The 19026-nt window shown below is 59.0% G+C and carries 18 protein-coding genes; 14 read left to right on the top strand and 4 right to left on the bottom strand.

Annotated features, from left to right (window positions below):
• Positions 1–13 precede the first annotated feature (13 nt).
• From hpaE to PPGU16_RS36720, 6 genes are all read left to right on the top strand, one after another.
• A complete protein-coding gene (gene hpaE, locus PPGU16_RS36745) occupies positions 14–1471 on the top strand; it encodes a 5-carboxymethyl-2-hydroxymuconate semialdehyde dehydrogenase (RefSeq protein ID WP_180725729.1) in 1458 nt (485 codons plus the stop codon).
• Between the two features lie 51 nt (positions 1472–1522).
• Positions 1523–2386 (top strand): 3,4-dihydroxyphenylacetate 2,3-dioxygenase, encoded by an 864-nt coding sequence (gene hpaD / locus PPGU16_RS36740; protein WP_180725728.1) that lies wholly within the window; start codon positions 1523–1525, stop codon positions 2384–2386.
• A 20-nt stretch (positions 2387–2406) separates the two neighbouring features.
• Positions 2407–2805, top strand: coding sequence for a 5-carboxymethyl-2-hydroxymuconate Delta-isomerase (locus PPGU16_RS36735; protein ID WP_180725727.1), 399 nt, complete (start codon positions 2407–2409; stop codon positions 2803–2805).
• Between the two features lie 33 nt (positions 2806–2838).
• Positions 2839–3642 carry a 2-oxo-hept-4-ene-1,7-dioate hydratase gene (hpaH, locus tag PPGU16_RS36730; RefSeq protein ID WP_180725726.1) on the top strand — a complete coding sequence of 268 codons (804 nt, stop codon included), beginning with the start codon at positions 2839–2841 and terminating at the stop codon, positions 3640–3642.
• A 1030-nt stretch (positions 3643–4672) separates the two neighbouring features.
• On the top strand, positions 4673–5623 hold the full coding sequence (locus tag PPGU16_RS36725; RefSeq protein ID WP_180725725.1) for a LysR substrate-binding domain-containing protein: 951 nt from the start codon (positions 4673–4675) through the stop codon (positions 5621–5623).
• 144 nt (positions 5624–5767) lie between these two features.
• Positions 5768–6382 carry an HAD family hydrolase gene (locus tag PPGU16_RS36720; RefSeq protein WP_180725724.1) on the top strand — a complete coding sequence of 205 codons (615 nt, stop codon included), beginning with the start codon at positions 5768–5770 and terminating at the stop codon, positions 6380–6382.
• On the opposite strand, the gene PPGU16_RS36715 is transcribed toward PPGU16_RS36720, so the two are convergent.
• From PPGU16_RS36715 to PPGU16_RS36705, 3 genes are all read right to left on the bottom strand, one after another.
• Positions 6369–7370 (bottom strand): bifunctional helix-turn-helix transcriptional regulator/GNAT family N-acetyltransferase, encoded by a 1002-nt coding sequence (locus PPGU16_RS36715; RefSeq protein ID WP_180725723.1) that lies wholly within the window; start codon positions 7368–7370, stop codon positions 6369–6371. The genes PPGU16_RS36720 and PPGU16_RS36715 overlap by 14 nt on opposite strands.
• Before the next feature lie 79 nt (positions 7371–7449).
• Positions 7450–8001, bottom strand: coding sequence for a thioredoxin family protein (locus tag PPGU16_RS36710; RefSeq protein WP_180725722.1), 552 nt, complete (start codon positions 7999–8001; stop codon positions 7450–7452).
• Between the two features lie 64 nt (positions 8002–8065).
• Positions 8066–10810, bottom strand: a complete 2745-nt coding sequence (locus tag PPGU16_RS36705) for an MGH1-like glycoside hydrolase domain-containing protein (protein ID WP_180725721.1) — start codon at positions 10808–10810, stop codon at positions 8066–8068.
• A 228-nt stretch (positions 10811–11038) separates the two neighbouring features.
• Between PPGU16_RS36705 and PPGU16_RS36700 the strand changes: the two genes are divergently transcribed.
• Positions 11039–11980, top strand: coding sequence for a pseudouridine-5'-phosphate glycosidase (locus tag PPGU16_RS36700; protein WP_180727198.1), 942 nt, complete (start codon positions 11039–11041; stop codon positions 11978–11980).
• 8 nt (positions 11981–11988) lie between these two features.
• Here PPGU16_RS36700 and PPGU16_RS36695 read toward each other — a convergent pair whose 3' ends face one another.
• Positions 11989–12585, bottom strand: a complete 597-nt coding sequence (locus PPGU16_RS36695; protein ID WP_180725720.1) for a putative pterin-binding protein — start codon at positions 12583–12585, stop codon at positions 11989–11991.
• A 186-nt stretch (positions 12586–12771) separates the two neighbouring features.
• Between PPGU16_RS36695 and PPGU16_RS36690 the strand changes: the two genes are divergently transcribed.
• From PPGU16_RS36690 to PPGU16_RS36660, 7 genes are all read left to right on the top strand, one after another.
• Positions 12772–13182, top strand: coding sequence for a cupin domain-containing protein (locus tag PPGU16_RS36690; RefSeq protein ID WP_180725719.1), 411 nt, complete (start codon positions 12772–12774; stop codon positions 13180–13182).
• Between the two features lie 407 nt (positions 13183–13589).
• Positions 13590–13994: a filamentous hemagglutinin N-terminal domain-containing protein gene (locus tag PPGU16_RS36685; RefSeq protein ID WP_243460683.1), complete on the top strand. Its 405-nt coding sequence runs from the start codon at positions 13590–13592 to the stop codon at positions 13992–13994.
• A complete protein-coding gene (locus PPGU16_RS36680) occupies positions 13982–14374 on the top strand; it encodes a hypothetical protein (RefSeq protein ID WP_180725717.1) in 393 nt (130 codons plus the stop codon). The genes PPGU16_RS36685 and PPGU16_RS36680 overlap by 13 nt, the downstream gene beginning before the upstream one ends.
• Positions 14375–14499: 125 nt before the next feature.
• Positions 14500–14994 carry a hypothetical protein gene (locus PPGU16_RS36675; RefSeq protein WP_180725716.1) on the top strand — a complete coding sequence of 165 codons (495 nt, stop codon included), beginning with the start codon at positions 14500–14502 and terminating at the stop codon, positions 14992–14994.
• A gap of 671 nt (positions 14995–15665) precedes the next feature.
• Positions 15666–16022 (top strand): hypothetical protein, encoded by a 357-nt coding sequence (locus PPGU16_RS42810; RefSeq protein WP_243460682.1) that lies wholly within the window; start codon positions 15666–15668, stop codon positions 16020–16022.
• Positions 16023–16088: 66 nt separating this feature from the next.
• The gene (locus tag PPGU16_RS36665; protein ID WP_180725714.1) at positions 16089–17843 is read left to right on the top strand and encodes a ShlB/FhaC/HecB family hemolysin secretion/activation protein; all 1755 of its coding nucleotides are present in this window, start codon (positions 16089–16091) and stop codon (positions 17841–17843) included.
• 329 nt (positions 17844–18172) lie between these two features.
• On the top strand, positions 18173–19024 hold the full coding sequence (locus PPGU16_RS36660) for an alpha/beta fold hydrolase (protein ID WP_180725713.1): 852 nt from the start codon (positions 18173–18175) through the stop codon (positions 19022–19024).
• The last annotated feature ends 2 nt before the right edge of the window (positions 19025–19026 follow it).

Here is a 19026-nt window from a genome sequence, read left to right as displayed (position 1 = left end):
TTCAGGACTCGCCATGCGAATCGACCATCTGATCAACGGCAAACCGAAGGCAGCGCGCGATTACTTCGAAACAGTGAACCCGGCCACGCAGGAAGTACTCGCCGAAGTCGCGAGCGGTACGGCGGAAGATATCGACGCCGCCGTGCGTGCCGCGAAAGACGCGTTTCCCGCATGGGCCGCCAAACCTGCGAGCGAACGGGCGAAACTCGTGCGCAAGCTCGGTGAGTTGATCGCGAAGCACGTGCCGGAACTCTCCGATACGGAAACACGCGATACGGGGCAAACCATTTCGCAAACGCGCAAGCAACTGGTGCCGCGTGCCGCCGACAACTTTACGTACTTTGCCGAGATGTGCACGCGCGTCGACGGTCATACGTACCCGACCGACTCGCATCTGAACTACACGCTGTTTCATCCCGTCGGCGTGTGCGCGCTGATTTCGCCGTGGAATGTGCCGTTCATGACGGCGACATGGAAAGTCGCGCCGTGTCTTGCATTCGGCAATACAGCCGTGTTGAAGATGAGCGAACTGTCGCCGCTGACGGCGTCGATGCTCGGCAACCTCGCGCTGGAAGCGGGCATTCCTGCGGGCGTGCTGAATGTCGTGCATGGCTACGGCAAGGATGCCGGCGAGCCGCTCGTCGCGCATCCTGACGTGCAGGCGATTTCCTTTACCGGCTCGACCGCGACGGGCAACCGGATCGTCAAGACAGCGGGTTTGAAAAAGTTCTCGATGGAACTGGGCGGCAAGTCGCCATTCGTGATTTTCGACGACGCGGATTTCGAACGCGCACTCGATGCCGCGGTGTTCATGATCTTCTCGAACAATGGCGAACGCTGCACGGCAGGTTCGCGCATTCTCGTGCAGAAGTCGATCTACGCGACATTCGCGGAACGGTTCATCGAGCGTGCGAAGCGTTTGAGCGTCGGCGATCCGCTCAGCGAGCAGACGATCATCGGCCCGATGATCAGCCAGGCGCATCTGGCGAAAGTACGCAGCTATATCGAGCTCGGTCCGAAAGAAGGCGCGACGCTCGCATGCGGTGGACTCGACGCGCCGTCTCTGCCGGCTGCATTGAAGCGCGGCAACTTCGTCACGCCGACCGTGTTCGTCGATGTCGATAACCGCATGCGTATCGCGCAGGAAGAAATCTTCGGGCCAGTCGCATGCCTGATTCCATTCGACGACGAAGCCGAAGCGATACGCCTCGCCAACGATATTTCATATGGGCTCTCCAGCTACGTGTGGACCGAGAACACGGGCCGCGCGCATCGCGTGGCGGCCGCTGTCGAAGCAGGCATGTGCTTCGTGAACAGCCAGAACGTGCGCGATCTGCGCCAGCCGTTTGGCGGCACGAAGGCGTCGGGCGTTGGACGCGAAGGCGGCACCTGGAGTTATGAAGTGTTTCTCGAACCGAAGAACATTTGCGTATCGCTCGGCTCGCATCATATTCCGCGCTGGGGCGTCTGATCTTTCCGTTCGACGCGCGTTTCAGCCATCTGGATGGGAAAGGAGAACGCGATGGGCAAGCTCGCACTGGCCGCCAAAGTGACCCACGTGCCTTCGATGTACTTGTCGGAACTGGATGGCCCGCACAAAGGCTGCCGCCAGGCTGCGATCGACGGACATCATGAAATCGGACGTCGTTGCCGCGAACTCGGCGTCGATACGATCATCGTGTTCGACGTGCACTGGCTGGTGAATAGCGAATACCACATCAATTGCGCGCCGCAATTCGAAGGCGTTTATACGAGTAACGAACTGCCGCATTTCATCAACAACATGGCCTATGCGTATCCCGGCAACGTGCAGCTTGGCAAGCTGATCGCCGAAGTCGCGAATGAAATGGGCGTGAAAAGCCGCCCGCATAGCGAGACCTCGCTCGAACTCGAATACGGCACGCTGGTGCCGATGCGCTACATGAATGCGGATCAGCGCTTCAAGACGATATCAGTCGCCGGCTGGTGCATGTGGCACGACCTGCCGACCAGCGCGCGCTTCGGGCTCGCCGTGCGCAAGGCTATCGAGGAGCGCTATGACGGGACGGTTGCGATTCTCGCCAGCGGCTCGCTGAGCCATCACTTCGCGAACAACGGCACGGCCGAGCAATTCATGCACAAGGTGTGGGACCCGTTTCTCGAACAGACTGACCGGCATGTGGTGTCGCTGTGGGAAAAGGGCGAGTGGAAAACGTTCTGCGGCATGCTGCCGCTCTATAACGAAAAATGCTGGGGCGAGGGCGGTATGCACGACACCGCGATGCTGCTCGGCGCACTCGGCTGGGATCGCTATGAAGGCAAGGTTGAAGTCGTGACGCCTTATTTCGGTAGCTCGGGCACAGGACAGATCAATGCGATCTTTCCCGTGACGCCGCTGCCTGCCTGATCGATCAAGGGAGAGTTGACGTGCCGCATCTCACGCTCGAATACAGCGCCAATCTGGCGAATGATGACAGCATCGGAACGCTTTGCCGGAAGCTCGCGCAATGTCTCGATGCGCAACGCGAGAACGATCAACGCGTCTATCCGCTCGGTGGAATACGCGTGCGCGCGGTGCGTTGCGAACAGTACTGCATTGCCGACGGCAGGCCGGACGCCGCGTTTCTGCATGCGAACCTGAAGATCGGCGCGGGGCGCTCGGAGAGTGCAAAGACGGCGACTGGCGACGCGTTGTTCGACGTCATCAAGCAGCATTTTGCCGATGCATTCGACAAACACGGGCTGGCGCTTTCACTGGAGATCAATGAGTTCAGCGAAGCGGGCACCTGGAAACACAACAATCTGCACGCGCGGCTACAAGGTTGATGAAGAGCTGAGTGTGATCATCGGGAACTCGACATGTTAGACCAGACGACTATCCGCGAACTCGCCGCGAAACTCGACCAGGCCGAGAAAACGCGCACGCAATTGCGGCACTTTTCTGCTGCCTATCCCGAGATGACAATCGAGGACGGCTACGCGATCCAGCGCGAATGGGTCAAGATGAAGCTGGCGGAAGGCCACGTGATCAAGGGACGCAAGATCGGCTTGACGTCGCGTGCCATGCAGCGATCGTCGCAGATCGACGAGCCGGACTACGCGCCGCTTCTCGACTACATGTTCATCGAAAACGGCCAGGACATTCGCGCCGATCGCTTCATCGCGCCGCGTGTCGAAGTGGAACTGGCGTTCATTCTCGCGCGGCCGCTCAAAGGGCCGGGCGTGACGCTCATCGACGTACTCGATGCGACGGCCTATGTGACGCCCGCCGTCGAGATCATCGACGCGCGTATCGAGCAGTTCGATCGCGAGACTAAAGCGCCGCGCAAGGTCTTCGATACGATTTCCGACTTTGCGGCGAATGCGGGGATCGTGATGGGCGGTCGTCCCGTACGTCCATTGGGTGTCGACCTGCGTTGGGTCGGCGCGTTGCTTTACAAGAATGGCGCTGTCGAAGAGAGCGGTCTTGCCGCTGCCGTGCTCAATCACCCGGCAACGGGCGTCGCGTGGCTCGCGAACAAGATCGCCCCTTATGACGAAGCGCTCAATGCGAACGATGTGATCCTCAGCGGCTCGTTCACGAGTCCCATTCCTGCGCGCGCGGGCGATACGTTTCATGTCGACTATGGCCCGCTCGGCGGTATTGCGCTGAATTTCGTTTAAGCGGGTCGTGCGGGCACACGGTCATTCAGATCGGTGCGATCTGCAAGGTATCGGAAGCGAAATTGGGAATGAGAAGGCTCCTGCCATCGGGGGGCACCGATATGTCGCGGGGAAACAGGCCGCTCGCTTCAGCACGATTCCCACAGGTTGGGTTCCTCCCGAATAGCTATCCCGGCATCTCTTCCAGCCAGCAGGCGACTTTTCGAGTACCGCAATTGCGCCAATCTTCGTTGTCGCAGTCGTGGATTGAACTGTGCCCGTCAATCCCGTCGATCCCGGTTGCGCGGCGCCGCCCGATATGTCGGACGACGAGACCTTGCTGAGTGAGACAAACGCATGTTTGTCATCGTTGGTGACGGCGGCCTGAAAGACGTGTCCGAAAAAAGCGAGCGTGACGGGATTCCCTGTGACTCCGCTTGATGCCAGGATAGAAGGCAGATTACTTCCGGACTTTACGGGTGATGAATCGCGTCCGTCACCGGCAGCCAGAAACGCGCACATCATCAGCGTAAGAAGCCATTTCATTTCAGTACACCCCATATCAGCCACGACGCAAGTGGGCAATAAACTGAAAAATGAGAATTCAGACGAAACTCTAAGAATCACCAGGGGATTTAATTTCTTTAACTCTGTGATTTTTAGGGGAATGCTTAATAAGAATGTATTGTCCGTACATTGATTAATTGACGTTGAAATATGGCACACTATGACACGTTGAATCTGGACTAACCAGTTCCTTATTGTCAAACAACTACAAATATCCACTAACTCATGAGCAAACCATTGGCGACGAAGTTATTCTTGTGCAATATCAATTCTTGAAATGGCACTCAGAATTTGACGTAGGATAAAAAACGCGCAGATAAGAACCTCTTACAGTCGTTAGAGGGAAAAGACGCGCGAACTTGCGAGTCGTTTAATCGCGCAAGAACATAAAACAGAAGAGGGCATTGGTAAACGGGTGTTAAAGGTGAACGCGTAAAGCAACCCTGAACGGTTCACCCTATCAAGCCCATTGCTCGGAGATTGCATGAAGACTCACCAGTTGCGCGCGCTCGTCGCGATAGCGGATACGGGTAGCATTCGCGGCGCGGCGCGCTTACTCGATTCATCACCAGCGGCCGTTACGCAAAGCCTTCAATTGCTCGAACAGACTGTCCAGGTACAGCTCGTTCTACGTACGCCATCGGGCGTGACACTGACGGGAGCGGGACAGGCGCTGCTCGTTCATGCGCGCCTGATCGTTTCGCAGATGGCCCGTGCCTATGAAGCCGTCGATGCGCGGCGTGGGCTAGGCCGCAAGCGCCTTTCAGTGGCCGTGACTGCGTGGGTGGCGCTCACGTTCTTGCCGGACACAGTCGCGCGGTTTCGACAACGCATGCCGGATGTTCAACTGGAACTCTTCGAAGGTTTGCTCGCGATCGCGAATCCGCGGCTCCGTGATGGCAGCCTCGATATCTATATAGGCAGACAGACGCCGGGAGTCGTGACACCAGAGTTCGCCTACCAGCCTCTTTTCGCATCGAGTCGTGCGGTCGTCGCCCGCCGCGGCCACCCTCAAGCAGATTGCCGCACGCTTTCGGAACTGCTCGATCTCGACTGGCTCGTTGCAGTCGACCCCGAAACAGAAGGGCAAGCGCCGTACCGCATGTTCCAGCGATACGGCTTGCCCGCCCCTGCGAGCATTCACTATTTGCATTCGCTGTCTGTGGCCATTCCGCTTCTTAAGAACAGCGATATGCTGAGCATCTTTCCGTGGCCGCTCGTCGAGTTGTGCGCCGCACGCGACGGGTTGTGCGCATTGCCGTTGCGCGAACCGCTCGATGAATCGATGGTCGGGATCATAACGCGCGCCGGTGAGCCGTCCGATGTGGCTTCACGTTGCTTTATCGATTGCCTGATCGATGCAGTGCGCGACGACAAGTGGAGTCATATCGCTGAGATCCGCCGCGCGATGGAGTCGGTCACGGTATTGATCTAGCTCGAGTTATATCGGGTGCCGTAGCGCATTTTTTGACGACTAGCAGGCCGCCTGCACATCAAGGCACAATCAGAGCGTCGCGCATTCGCGCCGCACGGCGGGATGCGCTCACTGTGTGGATCCTTTTGACGCGGAGCCGGCACCATGCGGTCATCGATCAAGCTCGTGCTATTCGATATGGAAGGTGTGCTGTCGCATTACGATCGCGCGGCACGCGCGCAACGTATGGCGCAACTGACGGGCAAGCCGCCCGAAGCCGTGCGCCATGCGATCTGGGAGTCGGGCCTCGAAGCGCGTGCCGATGCCGGTGAGATTACCGATGACGCGTATCTGCGCGAACTGGGCAATATGCTGGGCTGCGCCGTCAGCCGTGACGACTGGCTGACGGCGCGGCATGCATCGATCACGCCGGATGCGGAAACGTTAGCGCTTGCGGCTCAAGTGGCGGATCACCATTCGATCGCCGTGTTGACCAACAATTGCCGGCTCGTCACCGACCATATCGGCTATCTCAATCCGCCCGTCGCGCGGCTATTCGGCCCGCACGTTTATCCGTCGGCGGCATTCGGCGCCGCGAAACCCGCTGCGCAGGCGTATCTGGGCTGCGTTCGTCAGCTTGGCGTCGATGCGGACGCAACGCTCTTTATCGACGACTCCGATGCCAACGTCACGGGCGCCATCGATGCAGGGCTGCATGCCTACAAGTTCACGAGCGCTGACGCACTGTCGGAAGAACTTGCGCGCTTCAATCTGCTTTAGCGCGCGACCGTTTAGCCGACGCTTTGCGCCGGACGAAGTGCTGCTCGACGACAGCCTCTCCCCATTGCGTGCCCTCGGCCTCCTCGGCCAACTGGAAGCCGAATGCTTCATACAAATGACGCGCGGCATCGAGGCCCTTGAACGTCCACAAGTAGGTTTCGTCGAAGCGTTCGTCGACGAACGCCATCGCGCGCGTCATCAGTTGCCTGCCGATGCCCAAGCCGCGCAGCGAATCGTCGACGATGAACCAGCGCAAATGTGCAACGCGTGTCTTCGCGTTTCCGTCGATGGCGATCGATGCCAGCGTTCGCCCGTTGTCGACCACGAGCCACAGTTGTCTGTCCGGATCGGGCAGCAATTCGGCAAACTCGGCGAGCCCTGTTGCAACGAGCTTTTCGAAGTACACGCCAAAGCCGGAATGCTCCGAATAGTAGCGCGCGTGAAGACTCGCAACGTCGCCAATGCAGCCGGGCTGATAGCCCTCGACGATTTGCGGGCCAGATACAGCAGCGTGCTGCGGCTCTTTGGCGTCGTTGTCCTGCTCGAGCGCGCTTGCGTACAGCGAGAGCGCGCGCACCAACGACTGCTGATCGGATGGAGCAAGCTTGCGCAACGCGCTCGAGACCTGATCGGTCGCGAACTTGTCGATCTTCTTGCGCAGTTGCTGGCCCGCTTTGGTCAGGTAAAGCTCCGACGAGCGCGCGTCGCCGCTCGATGCAGTGCGCTCGATCAGTCCGGCTGTTTCGAGCTTGGCGACCTGCCTGCTCGCGTTCGACTTGTCGAGCCGCAGCAGATGCGCGAGATCGCGCGCCTGAATGCCTGGCGTCGCGCCGATCTCAAGAATGGCGTGCACGGCCGACGGCGCTAGATCGCTGTCCGCCAGCGTGGAGCGCATGAAGCCCAGTTCGCGCACGAGCTTGCGCGAGAACTCCCGCAGTTCGAGGATGGTCGAGTCGCGCGATTGGGTAGGTGTGTCGATGATATCCATGATCTTTGCTGTAGTTGCGCTTCGCAACCACTATAGTTGCGAAGCGCAACTTATGCAAGTCTGGATGTAGAACGCAAGGTCACTCCATCTTCCACTTGATCGAACATCCGAAGGCCGGATACTGCGTGTCAGGTGCGGCACCCGTCTGCGCGATCTGTTGCATTGCTTCGTACAGGTCGCGGCGCGCATCGGGAACGGGGTCCTTGCGCGAGGCATCCAGTCTGCCGCGATACCGCAGTAGCAGCCCGGAATCGAAGCCGTAAAACTCCGGCGTGCAGACGGCGTCATAGGCGCGCGCCACCTGCTGCGTTTCATCGAACAGATAGGGGAAAGGCAGTTGCCATTCGGCCGACAGCGCGACCATGCGCTCGAACGAATCTTCCGGATACGTCTTGCTGTCGTTCGAATTGATCCCGACGGTGCCGATACCCAGCGTCGCCAGATCTCGCGCTTCGCGGACGATGCGCGGCAACGCGGCTCGTACGTACGGACAATGGTTGCACATGAAGATCACGACGAGTCCCTTCGGACCGCGTACGTCGTCGAGTGCACAGGTGCGGCCGTCGGTAGCGGGCAGCGAAAACGCGGGCGCTGCAGTACCCAGTTCACCCGGAGGAGATTCAGTACCCATCCATTGCTCCTTGATTTGAAGTATCGGAGAACCTTGTTTCTTTAATAGCTGTAACGCTGACGTGCTAACGCCCCATCGCCGCAGCCATCGTGTCTTCCTTCATTGGTGTTGCAACGGGCATCGCATCGGGCGAGACATGAGACAGCCTCATCATGCGCGGTTGCAGCAGTAACGCAACGAGTCCCGTCCACCCCGTCTGATGCGAGGCGCCCACACCGCGCCCGTTGTCGCCGTGAAAGTACTCGTGGAACAGGATCAGATCCTGCGAACGCGGGTCCGTTTGCAGCATCGGATACGCGGCCATTACGGGGCGCACGCCTTGCTCGTTCTTCATGAAGAGCGTGGTGACGCGGCGCGCGAGATCGTCGGCGACTTCGCTGAGCGAAGAGTAGTGCTCTGAGCCTGTCGGATGCTCGATGCGGAACTCGTCACCATAGTAGCGATGGAACTCGTATAGCGATTCGATCAGCAAATAGTTGACGGGTATCCACACCGGTCCGCGCCAGTTGGAGTTGCCGCCGAACACGCGCGAGTCGGATTCAGCAGGTTGATATTCGATGCAGACATGCACGCCATCATGATCGAACACATACGGCTCATGGAGATGCACACGCGAGAGCGCCCGCACGCCATACGAAGAGAGAAACTCGTTTTCATCGAGCGCCCGCTTGAGCAGCGATTTCATTCTGTGTCCGCGCAAGAGCGAGAGTAATGACGTGTTGCCTTTGCCGGATTCCGTCCAGCGCGAGACGAGTTTCGCCAGATTGGGCCGGTGATCGAGAAACCATGCGAGCCGTTCGCGCAATCCCGGCAAATGGCCATGTATCTGCTCGTCGAGGACGTGCACCGCGAACAGCGGAATCAATCCGACGATCGAACGAATACGCATCGGTACGCGCGTTCCATCGGGCAAATGCAGCACGTCATAGAAGAATTCGTCGCGTCCGTCCCATAGCCCTGTATTGCAGACCTCGCCGCAACTGACGGCTTCCGCGATATACAGAAAGTGCTCGAAGAACTTCACCGCAATTTCGACATAGGCGGTGTTCGTCATCGCGAGTTCGAGTCCGATCTGCATCAGGTCGAGCGCATAGGAGGCCATCCACGCGGTGCCATCCGCCTGATCGATGCGGCCGCCCGTCGGCAGCGGGGAAGAGCGATCGAAGATGCCGATGTTGTCGAGCCCGAGAAACCCGCCCTGGAAGATATTGCGGTCGTCGGCGTCCTTGCGGTTGACCCACCACGAGAAATTGAGCAGCAGCTTATGAAACATCACTTCGAGAAACTCGTGATCGCCGACACCCGTAATCTCGCGATCCAGTTCATAGACGCGCCACGTTGCCCACGCATGCACAGGCGGATTCGCATCGCCGAACGCCCACTCGTAGGCGGGCAGTTGCCCATTCGGATGCATGTAGCGCTCTTTCACGAGCAGTTGCAATTGCTTCTTCGCGAAGTCGGGATCGACGATGGCGAACGCGACCGCATGAAACGCGAGGTCCCATGATGCATACCATGGGTACTCCCATTTGTCGGGCATCGACACGATGTCGCCATTGCACATGTGTCGCCAGTCCGCATTGCGGCCGCGCCTGCGGCCTTTCGGCGGCACCGGCTGGCCGGGATCGCCGTCGTGCCAGCGTGTCACGTCGAACTGGTAGTACTGCTTCGACCATAGCATTCCGGCAAGCGCCTGACGTTGCACGAGACGCGCGTCGGCATCGGCAATATCGTGCTGAAGTGCTGCATAGAATTCATCGGCCTCCGCCTGGCGGCGCGTAAAGAGCGCCGGCATGTCGAGCGGCGCAGTCTCGACAGCGGCTTCGGGGCGCCAGCGCAGATACAGCACCGACTGTTCATGCGGGCCAAGCTGGAGAATCACGTGCGCGGCGGCGCGCGTGCCTTTGTCGCGCCGGATCGCGTGTTCATTGCCATCGACGAGATAATCGTTGAAACCGTCCTTGAACGGCCCGTCACCGTCGATGCCGAAAATGCGGCGCGCGTTGGTTTCGTTTTCGCAGAAGAGCCATTCGATGGGCTGCTGCGCCGCTGCCGTCACGATCATCGTGTCCAGCGCGGGATTGCGGGCGATGACCCGCGCGCCTTCTGCCGCACTCGGCTCCAGCGTCAGCGATGGCTTGCCGGGCTTGCCTGACCACGCCCAGCGGTTGCGCGCCCAGAACTGCGGCAGCACGTGCAGGGTGCCGGGCACATCCGAGCGGTTCTCGACGGTCACACGCATGACGATGTCGTCATGGGTGTGCTTCGCATACTCGACCCACACGTCGAAATAGCGGTCGTCGTCGAACACGCCCGTATCGAGCACTTCGTATTCCGGCTGATCGGCACCGCGCCGCGCGTTTTCGTCGAGCAGATCCTGGTACGGGTACGCGTCGTGAGGATACTTGTAGAGCATCTTCATGTACGAATGCGTCGGCGTGCCGTCCAGATAGAAGTAAAGCTCCTTCACGTCCTCGCCGTGATTGCCCTGCGCGTTCGTCAGGCCGAAGAGTCGTTCCTTGATGATTGCGTCGCGTCCGTTCCAGAGTGCGAGCGACACGCACCAGTCGAGCGGATCGTTGCCGAAGCCGGCGATGCCGTCCTCGCCCCAGCGATACATCCGGCTGCGCGCATGGTCGTGCGGAAAGTAGTCCCATGCAGTGCCGTATTCGCTGTAGTCCTCGCGCACGGTGCCCCATTGACGGTCGCTCAGATACGGTCCCCAGCGGCGCCAATGCGCGAGGTCCGGGCCATGGAGGCGCGAACCTTCTTTCGTCTGGAGCAGATTGATTGCGCTTGCAGGCTGCATGGCACCTCCCGGCCGAGATCGATCGTCCGACACGTTCTGCATATGAACGTCTGTGCTTTTCCGTCTCGCGTGCGGCGTGCATGGACGGAATCATGATGATATGCGCCAACGCGTTGCATGGCGATCAAAGGGCGCGGCTATCGGTCGTGCGGCATCGATATTGCACCGTCATTCTGCGCGCGCATTCTGCTGCATACTGGAGCGCATCACATTGCGGAACATATCGACATGGATGCGAACCCCGCACGCTCGTGGTTGACGTTCAGTGCACCCGTAGCCGCCGCGCGGGCGGCCGGCCGCCCGATAGTCGCGCTGGAGTCGACGATCATCGCTCACGGCATGCCTTATCCGCAGAACGTGCGCACGGCGCGCGAAGTGGAGCAGGTGATCCGCGATCTCGGCGCGCAACCCGCGACGATCGCGTTGATCGGCGGGCGTATCCGCATTGGACTGTCGGACGACGAACTCGAACTGATTGCGCGCTCCGACAATGTGCACAAGGTCAGCCGCCGAGATCTGCCGGCCGTGCTGGCAAGCGGCGAACTCGGCGCGACGACGGTGGCCGGCACGATGATCTGCGCCGCGCTGGCGGGAATCGAAGTGTTCGTCACGGGCGGCATTGGCGGCGTGCATCGCGGCGCGCCGGAAACCTTCGACATATCAGCCGACCTGCAGGAACTGGCGAAAACGTCGGTCGCAGTGGTCTGCGCGGGCGCGAAATCGATTCTCGACATCGGGCTCACGCTGGAATATCTGGAAACGCATGGCGTGCCGGTACTCAGTTGCGAGCAGGACAATTTCGCTGCGTTTTATACGCGCGACAGCGGCTTTCGCGCGGATTTCAGACTCGATGACGCAGCGGAGCAAGCGCGTTTCCTTCGCGCCAAGTGGGACCTGGGCCTCGCGGGCGGCGTCGTGTTGAGCACGCCCGTGCCCGAGGCCGCTGCGATGCCGTCGGCAGAAATCGACACGTTGACCCGGCAGGCGCTCGAAGAAGCGGCTGCGCAAGGCATCACGGGAAAAGCCGTAACGCCGTTCCTGCTGTCGCGTATCAAGGCGCTGACAGGCGGGCGCAGTCTCGCGACCAATATCGCGCTGGTGAAGCACAACGCCGAGGTCGGCGCGCGGCTCGCACTCGCGTTGGCCAATGCAGGGCAGGCAGCGGCATGAACATGTCCCTATGTCTCGGATACCTGGATCTGGTAAAGGCCCCACGGAGACAATACGAAGCGATCCTTGAGCGGCTTTGGTGCGAGGTCCGGGATCTTGTCGGCATCGTAGATCGCCCATAGCGGACCGAGGCCGCCCAGCGGCATCGGCTTGCCGTCCATATGCGTCGCGACGATGAAGCGCCATGCGCGAATGTTGTCGAGCGTAGTCAGCACGACATAGCCGTCGACGGCGCGCAAGGAAATCTTCGTGTCGCCCGCGCTGGGTGCGCCGGCCTGCTCGAGTACATTGGCGAGCAATGGACCGCTTAGCGTGTGCGGCTTCGCGTCGTATTCGATGATTGGCCTGATGGTGACGGCGGGCAGACTCGTGAGCGACGGATAGTCGAAGGTATAAGCCGACGTGAATTTGACGAGTTGCTTGGCCATCAATGGATCGAATGCCGGATCGAGTGGGCCGCGATTCGAGCGCTTGATCGCGCCGGACACGGTGAGTAGCGCGGGCGCCGCAGCGCATGCAGTGGCTTTCGCATTCGTCGCGCCGAGTGCGGGCGTGACGCTGACGCCGATGGCAGCGGCGCTGGTCAGGAACTGTCGTTTGTTCATGTTGGATGGCTCCGCGGATGTCCTCGATTGTTTTTCGAATCTTATACACCGGCAACAAGTCTCTGGCGTTGTCGGTGGCATGTTCAGTGAATGCTTCATGAGGCTTGGCTTGCGTGGCTTTTCCGGTCACGCTCCGGCGTAGAATCTCTCAGTACCCAGCGTCCCACCGAACCGGGAGAATCGCATATGGAAGACGATTCACAACGCGAACTCGCGCAACTCGTCGTCGTGCGTCCCGACAGGGAAATTGCCACGACGCAGCGCTTGCCGTACTTCGTCGGCATTTCTTCAACGACGGCGGGCGCGCAGGGACTGTCGATGCATCTCGTCGTCGTTCCGCCCGGCGGACACGCCGAGCCGCACATTCACTGCGGTTATGAAACGGGAATCTATGTGCTCGAAGGGCGTGTGGAGACGCGTTACGGGCCGGGCCTGCGTCAGTCGATCGTGACGGAAGCCGGGGACTTTCTGTTCATTCCGCCCGGCGTGCCGCATCAGCCGTTCAATCTCAGCACGACGGAGCCGGCGCGGGCGGTTGTTGCGCGTAATCGTCCTGATGAGACGGAGCAGGTGTTGCCGTACGAAGTCGGTGCATAAACACCATCGCGACGAATCGTAGAAGCGATCACTTCGACGCGCGAAGCGCAGAAGTAGGGCTCGCCAACGTCGGCGTCAATGCGCGGACCATCGTCAATCTAAAAACGAGCAGACCTTCGCCTGAGTTCCGCGCAATTCGCGGTTCGGGCTCGCACGCGAACAGACCACCGGCGAGGCCGAACGGCATCGCCATCAATTACGGCCTTTTCCTCCCGAAGGGCTGCGCCGCGCCATCCAGAGCGCTTCTAGATTCCCAAATGCAATCCGCATGAGATGTTGCATTGCTTGCATGATTTGACAGTTGTTACTAAATGTTTCTGATACATTGCGCGCGCTTTCCAGAACTACCGCACGCATAAAAAATGAACAAGAGAGCTTTCCGGCTGGTATTCAGCCGGATCCGGGGAATGCTGGTCGCAGTCGAGGAAACCGCCGCTGCGACTGGAAAAAAGAACCAGGGCGAAACAACTGCTGTCGCATCCGTCGCGGAGCGAAGTTCTTCGCCGTGGTTGCTACGAGCTGTCGCCGCAGCGACGGGTGTGATTGTCGTCGGCATGTCGACCGCGTTCGCACAGGTCGTCGCCGACCCGAACGCGGGCGCGCATCGGCCGACGGTCATCCAGACCGCGAACGGCATCCAGCAGGTCAACGTCACGCTCCCTTCGGCAGCGGGGGTGTCGATCAATGGCTACACCCGGTTCGACGTGCCGAAGGCAGGCGTGGTCCTGAACAACTCGCCGACCATTGTCAACACGCAGCAGGCAAAAATGGTGTTGTTACGGTATTGGGGGAATAGGGTATGTCGATCATGATGGTGCTTGAAATCGAGCGTGGAGTCGAATCCGCGAAAATTGTCAGGATCCTCGAAAGTACAGGTGCGACTGCGATTCTGGACAAGCAGCCGAAAATCCACGGAAATTTTCCTATTTCCAATATGTTTTACTCGTACGAAGAATGTTCGGCGTTAGAGGGAAAACCCAAAGCAGAGGATTTCCATGGAGATTGGGCAGTGGGAAGCAGGATCGTATTTGTCTATGTCAATGACCGACTTGCAGATTGTAGTTCGCAACTGCACGACTTTCTGCGTACCATAGATGAGATCGTTTTCTCCAGGTGGGTGCTTTCATTTCAGTACGAGTCGGTGTGCGCCATGCGCGACCGCCACGGAACGCATTATCTTAAAGATTTTTGAGGGGAAGTATTGGGTTGCTCAATGATGTCCGATAACTGAAGAAAAATGTGATTCGCGAAAGAAGCTCGTGGGGGCGTGTGACGCACGGTGCGAGAAGAAGAATTTCGATCAATCTATAAGATACAATGCACTGGAAATTATTTACATTTTATGCAGCCTTGTCGCTGACTGGATGCAGCACTGTAGGCCATCCGTATCCTTTTCCCAAGGACTCGGAGCCATCTGCAGAACTTCAGATTCAAAGCAAGGCCGTCTATCTCCTGACCTTGAACGAGAAAGGTTGCTACGCAGGCAAGACCTACGTCGATGGCAGCCCGGGTGCGATGCCTGTGAAGGTTGTCCCTGACAAACCACTCGTGATCTCCTACGAGGAGAACGTATGCATGCTGCCTGCTACGTTCACGCCGCAGAGAGACGTTCATTACCGGCTGGTGGCTGTGGAGGGTCACAAGCCATCCGATCCGGGTGTCCCTTTCCTGCAGTCGATGATCCACATACATGACCGACAATGCATCGTGAGTGTGGTGGAGGTCGATGCAGATGGTCTGCCGGTCAAACCGGTCAAGTTAAAGGAATTGCGCCCACAGCAAGCCGGTATTACTTGCATCAAATTTCGCTAAAGCCGCTTAAAGAATCGCTCGATCTTGCCGTAGATTAATGAATTACCCACGATGAAAAAGAATGGCCGGCGCTGCGAAGACTACGACTCGGAGCGTGTCCTTGCGAGTAAGAATCTCTCTTTTTTACCGCGACTTTGTCGCGCGTGGAATACGGTGTCATCAGCCACTCACCGGGTTTCAATCCTAAGTGCAGACGAGTTTAGCGTCGTAAAGTAAGTTAATCGATCGTTTCTGACATTGGGACAGCGCGGGCATGTGAGCGTCGCCAGCTGTTCTGTTCCGCTGCCGACACCTCTTACGTCAATGTCGAAGCGAATGACGCACGCACGACAACAAAGTGACCCAAAGCCACTTTATACAAATAAACCAAGTTTCGGGGAAGAATAATGTTTTTCGCATCGCACAGAGCAGCCGCGGCGCTCTTCACAGTAGCTGTCGTCGCCTCAGTCTCAGCGTGCACGTTTCTCCAACCCGCGCATCACGTGACGGAAACAAGTCCGAGGTACGATCCAGCGGTTTCATCTCGCATCCGATTTCTAACCGGAAACGGCACGAAAAGCACGTCTTTCCGACCGAACAGCGTCTGCTACCGCAGTGCCTGGGAGAATGACCCTGATGCAATTGAGGTAGACGATGGATATCTCGCTGCCTGGAAGTACTCGTCACATAGCGTGACCATCGGCATGCCATCCAGTCCACGTTCCTTTATGCGTGTAGAGGGTTTGAACTTCAAGGACATGATCAAGGAATATGTCGTTGAAGCAGGAAAGCCACTCACGATTTCGTCGAATGTACATTCGTCGACTGGGACCGTTTCCTACTCCTGCTCACCGCCTGCGATGACCTTCACACCCGTCGCGGGCCAGGACTACGACGTCTTCCAGGATTCCAACGGCAGACAGTGCTGGCTTTCGGCTCGCCGCATCGATGGTCACGGCATGGACGAACCCGTGAAGCTCTCACCTGCATCGAAATGCCCGGATGATGACGCCGTGCGAGCCGCCCGGCCGGTCAAGACTGGTCCCTGAACGACGCATAGGTAAGGCGGGCACACGTATCTCCCGCCTTTCCGCTACACGCCATACACGCAAGTAATGAAAACCAGAAAGAGGCTGGCGGCACTCCCGCTCACAGCCCTGATATCACTAACGGGCCAGGCGCAGCAGGCGCCAACTCCTGCAGACACGGTTGCCGCTGCACGCGCGAACGCTGAACAGAATCAGCAGGTGCAGCAGCAACGCGACGCACAACAGCGAGCCCAGGCGGTCAACGCGCCGGCAGTACGCTCGACTGCGCCGAAGGCCGACGGCTTTCCCGTGCTTCCCGCCGAATCGCCATGCTTTCGTATCGATACATTCGCGCTCGACGTGCCCGACACATTACCCGATGCGATCCGCAAGCAGGGCGCATCAGCTTTGCCACTCGACCGCTTTGCATTCGCGCGGGAATGGCTCAATCACTACGCGGGTCAATGCATCGGAAAGCAGGGCTTCGACATTCTCACCAAGGGCGTGCAGCAACTCCTCCTGAGTCGCGGGTACATCACGACCCGCGTGTTGCTGCCCGAGCAGGACGTATCGAAAGGCACGCTAAGGGTCGCACTCGTACCCGGAGTCGTGCGTCACCTGCGCTTCGCCAGTCCGGACACGCGTGGGACATGGAAATCTGCATTCCCCGCTCGCGATGGCGATATGTTGAATCTGCGCGATCTCGAACAGGGCCTCGAACAGATGAAGCGCGTCGCGAGTCAGGACGTGAACATGAAGATCGAGCCAACTTCATCGCCTGGAGAAAGCGATGTGGTGATCGACGTAAAGCGCACCAAGCCATGGAGTGTCGTCGCATCCGTCGACAACTCGGGCACGCGCGCGACGGGCAAACTGCAGGGCAATCTGAGCCTGGGCCTCGACAATCCACTGGGTCTTAACGACGTGCTCGCATTGAGTGCCAATCAGGATCTCGAGTTGGGCGACAAGCGTTTGGGCTCGCATGGATTCAATGGCTCTTACTCCGTGCCATGGGGTTACTGGACAGCGACGCTCTCGGGCAACACCAATACCTACTACGAGCAGATCGCTGGCGTGAACCAGACGTTCGTGTCGAGCGGCAATTCGCAGACTGCAGCGTTCAGGCTGGCGCGAGTTCTGTCTCGCAGCCAGAACGATGTGTTCGGTATGCAGCTTCAGTTATCGAAGCGCTTCGGCGAGAGCTTCATCGACGACACAAGCATCCCGACACAGAAGCGCGACAACACCTTCATCGAAGCGGGCCTGACAGATCGTCATTACTTTGGTGCTGCGCAATTCGACGGCACGCTTGCGTATCGTCAGGGCGTCGGCGGTCTGGGCGCGACGTCGGATCCGTATCCTGATGGTCCGACGTATCGCTTCCATATGGCCGTGGTCGACGCGAATCTTTCCGTACCTTTCGCCGTTGCAAAGCAGAACTTCCGGTACGTGAGCACAGTGCACGGCCAGTTCACGAACGACACCTTGTTCTATATCGACGACCTGACTATCGGCAGCCGGTATACGGTTCGCGGTTTCGATGGCGAGACGATGCTCGCGGCGGAAAAGGGGTTTTACTGGCGAAATGAACTGCAATGGGCTATCGGACAGACGGGGCAGGCGCTCTATGCGGGAATCGACTATGGGCACGTGTATGGGCCTAACACGGCGTTTCTCGCCGGCACACAACTGGCGGGTGCTGTAATCGGCATTCGCGGCAGCCTGCCGACACGTATTGCAGGCTTTGCGTATGACCTGTTTGCAGGTACGCCCATTTACAAGCCGGCCGGGTTCCCAACAGCTCGCGTGACAGTGGGATTTCAGATGACGGCCCAATTCTGAAGCGACGATCAGTGTTCGTGGCTACTCGTTGAGTGTCTTGCCTGCTAACGCGCGGCACATAGTGTCGATATCGGGAAACCACGGAAGGACGAATTCGAACACATCACGATGGTCATGGTGTGGCTGCGCTTGAACCTGAGCGCGCGAGCGCCGACAACTGCACACAAGCGCTTCTGCTAGCCTGCAAACGACGCCGATTCGCGCGGCATCGCTCGCCCCGATCGCGCTATCAGAAAACCTGATCGTTCCGATCCAGATTACGCGTTTTTCTTACGCCAGAAAATCCTGCATAGTAGCCACACCACGATACACGCGAGGTAGTGACTGCCATGAACATGCGAACCGATCCCGCATTGCTCGCCGATCCCCAGCTGAGTTTTGCGACCGTCGCATCGGGCATCTGCATTCCCTACGTCGAGCGGGGCGTGGGCGAGCCCGTCGTGTTCGTGCATGGTTCACTCTGCGATTACCGCTATTGGGACGCGCAGATCGCGCCGTTGTCCGCGCATTTTCGCTGTATCGCGCCGAGCCTCAGTCACTATTGGCCCGCGGCCGAAGCGTGCATCCAGAACGAGTTCGGCTGGCAGGAACACGTCAGCGAGCTGGCGGAATTCATCGTGGCGATGGATCTCGCGCCCGTCCACCTCGTCGGCCATTCGCGCGGCGGATGCATCGCATTCCAGCTTGCGCGCGACTATCCGCGTCTCGTCAAAACCTTGACGCTCGCCGATCCGGGGGGGCCGTTGCAACTGGACGGCATGCGCGAAGCGTCATTGCCCTCGGCGATGAACGCATTGCGTGCCAAGGTGGCGGGCATGATTCAGGAGGGCGTCGTGGAGCCTGGCCTCGAACTGTTCGTCGATTCCGTCAGTGCGCCGGGTGCCTGGAAAAAGAGTACCGACGCATTCCGTATGATGGCAATCGACAACGCCAGCACGCTGCCCAAGCAGTTTCTCGATCCGCTGCCCGCCTATTCGCGCGATACGGCGTCACAGGTGACCTGCCGGACACTGCTGATCGACGGCCAGAAGAGTCCGCGCATGTTTCGCAATAACGTCGAGAGCCTCGAAGGCTGGATCTATCTCGCGCAACGAGGCACGATAGCGGGCGCCTCGCACGGCATGAACGTCGCGAATCCGGGCGCGTTCAACCGAATGCTGCGGTCGTTTATCGACAACTGACG

The organism is Paraburkholderia largidicola, from assembly GCF_013426895.1.
In the GTDB taxonomy this organism is placed as follows: domain Bacteria; phylum Pseudomonadota; class Gammaproteobacteria; order Burkholderiales; family Burkholderiaceae; genus Paraburkholderia; species Paraburkholderia largidicola.
The sequence above is the reverse complement of the archived record's forward strand: the minus strand, read 5'-3'. Positions and strand labels throughout refer to the sequence as shown.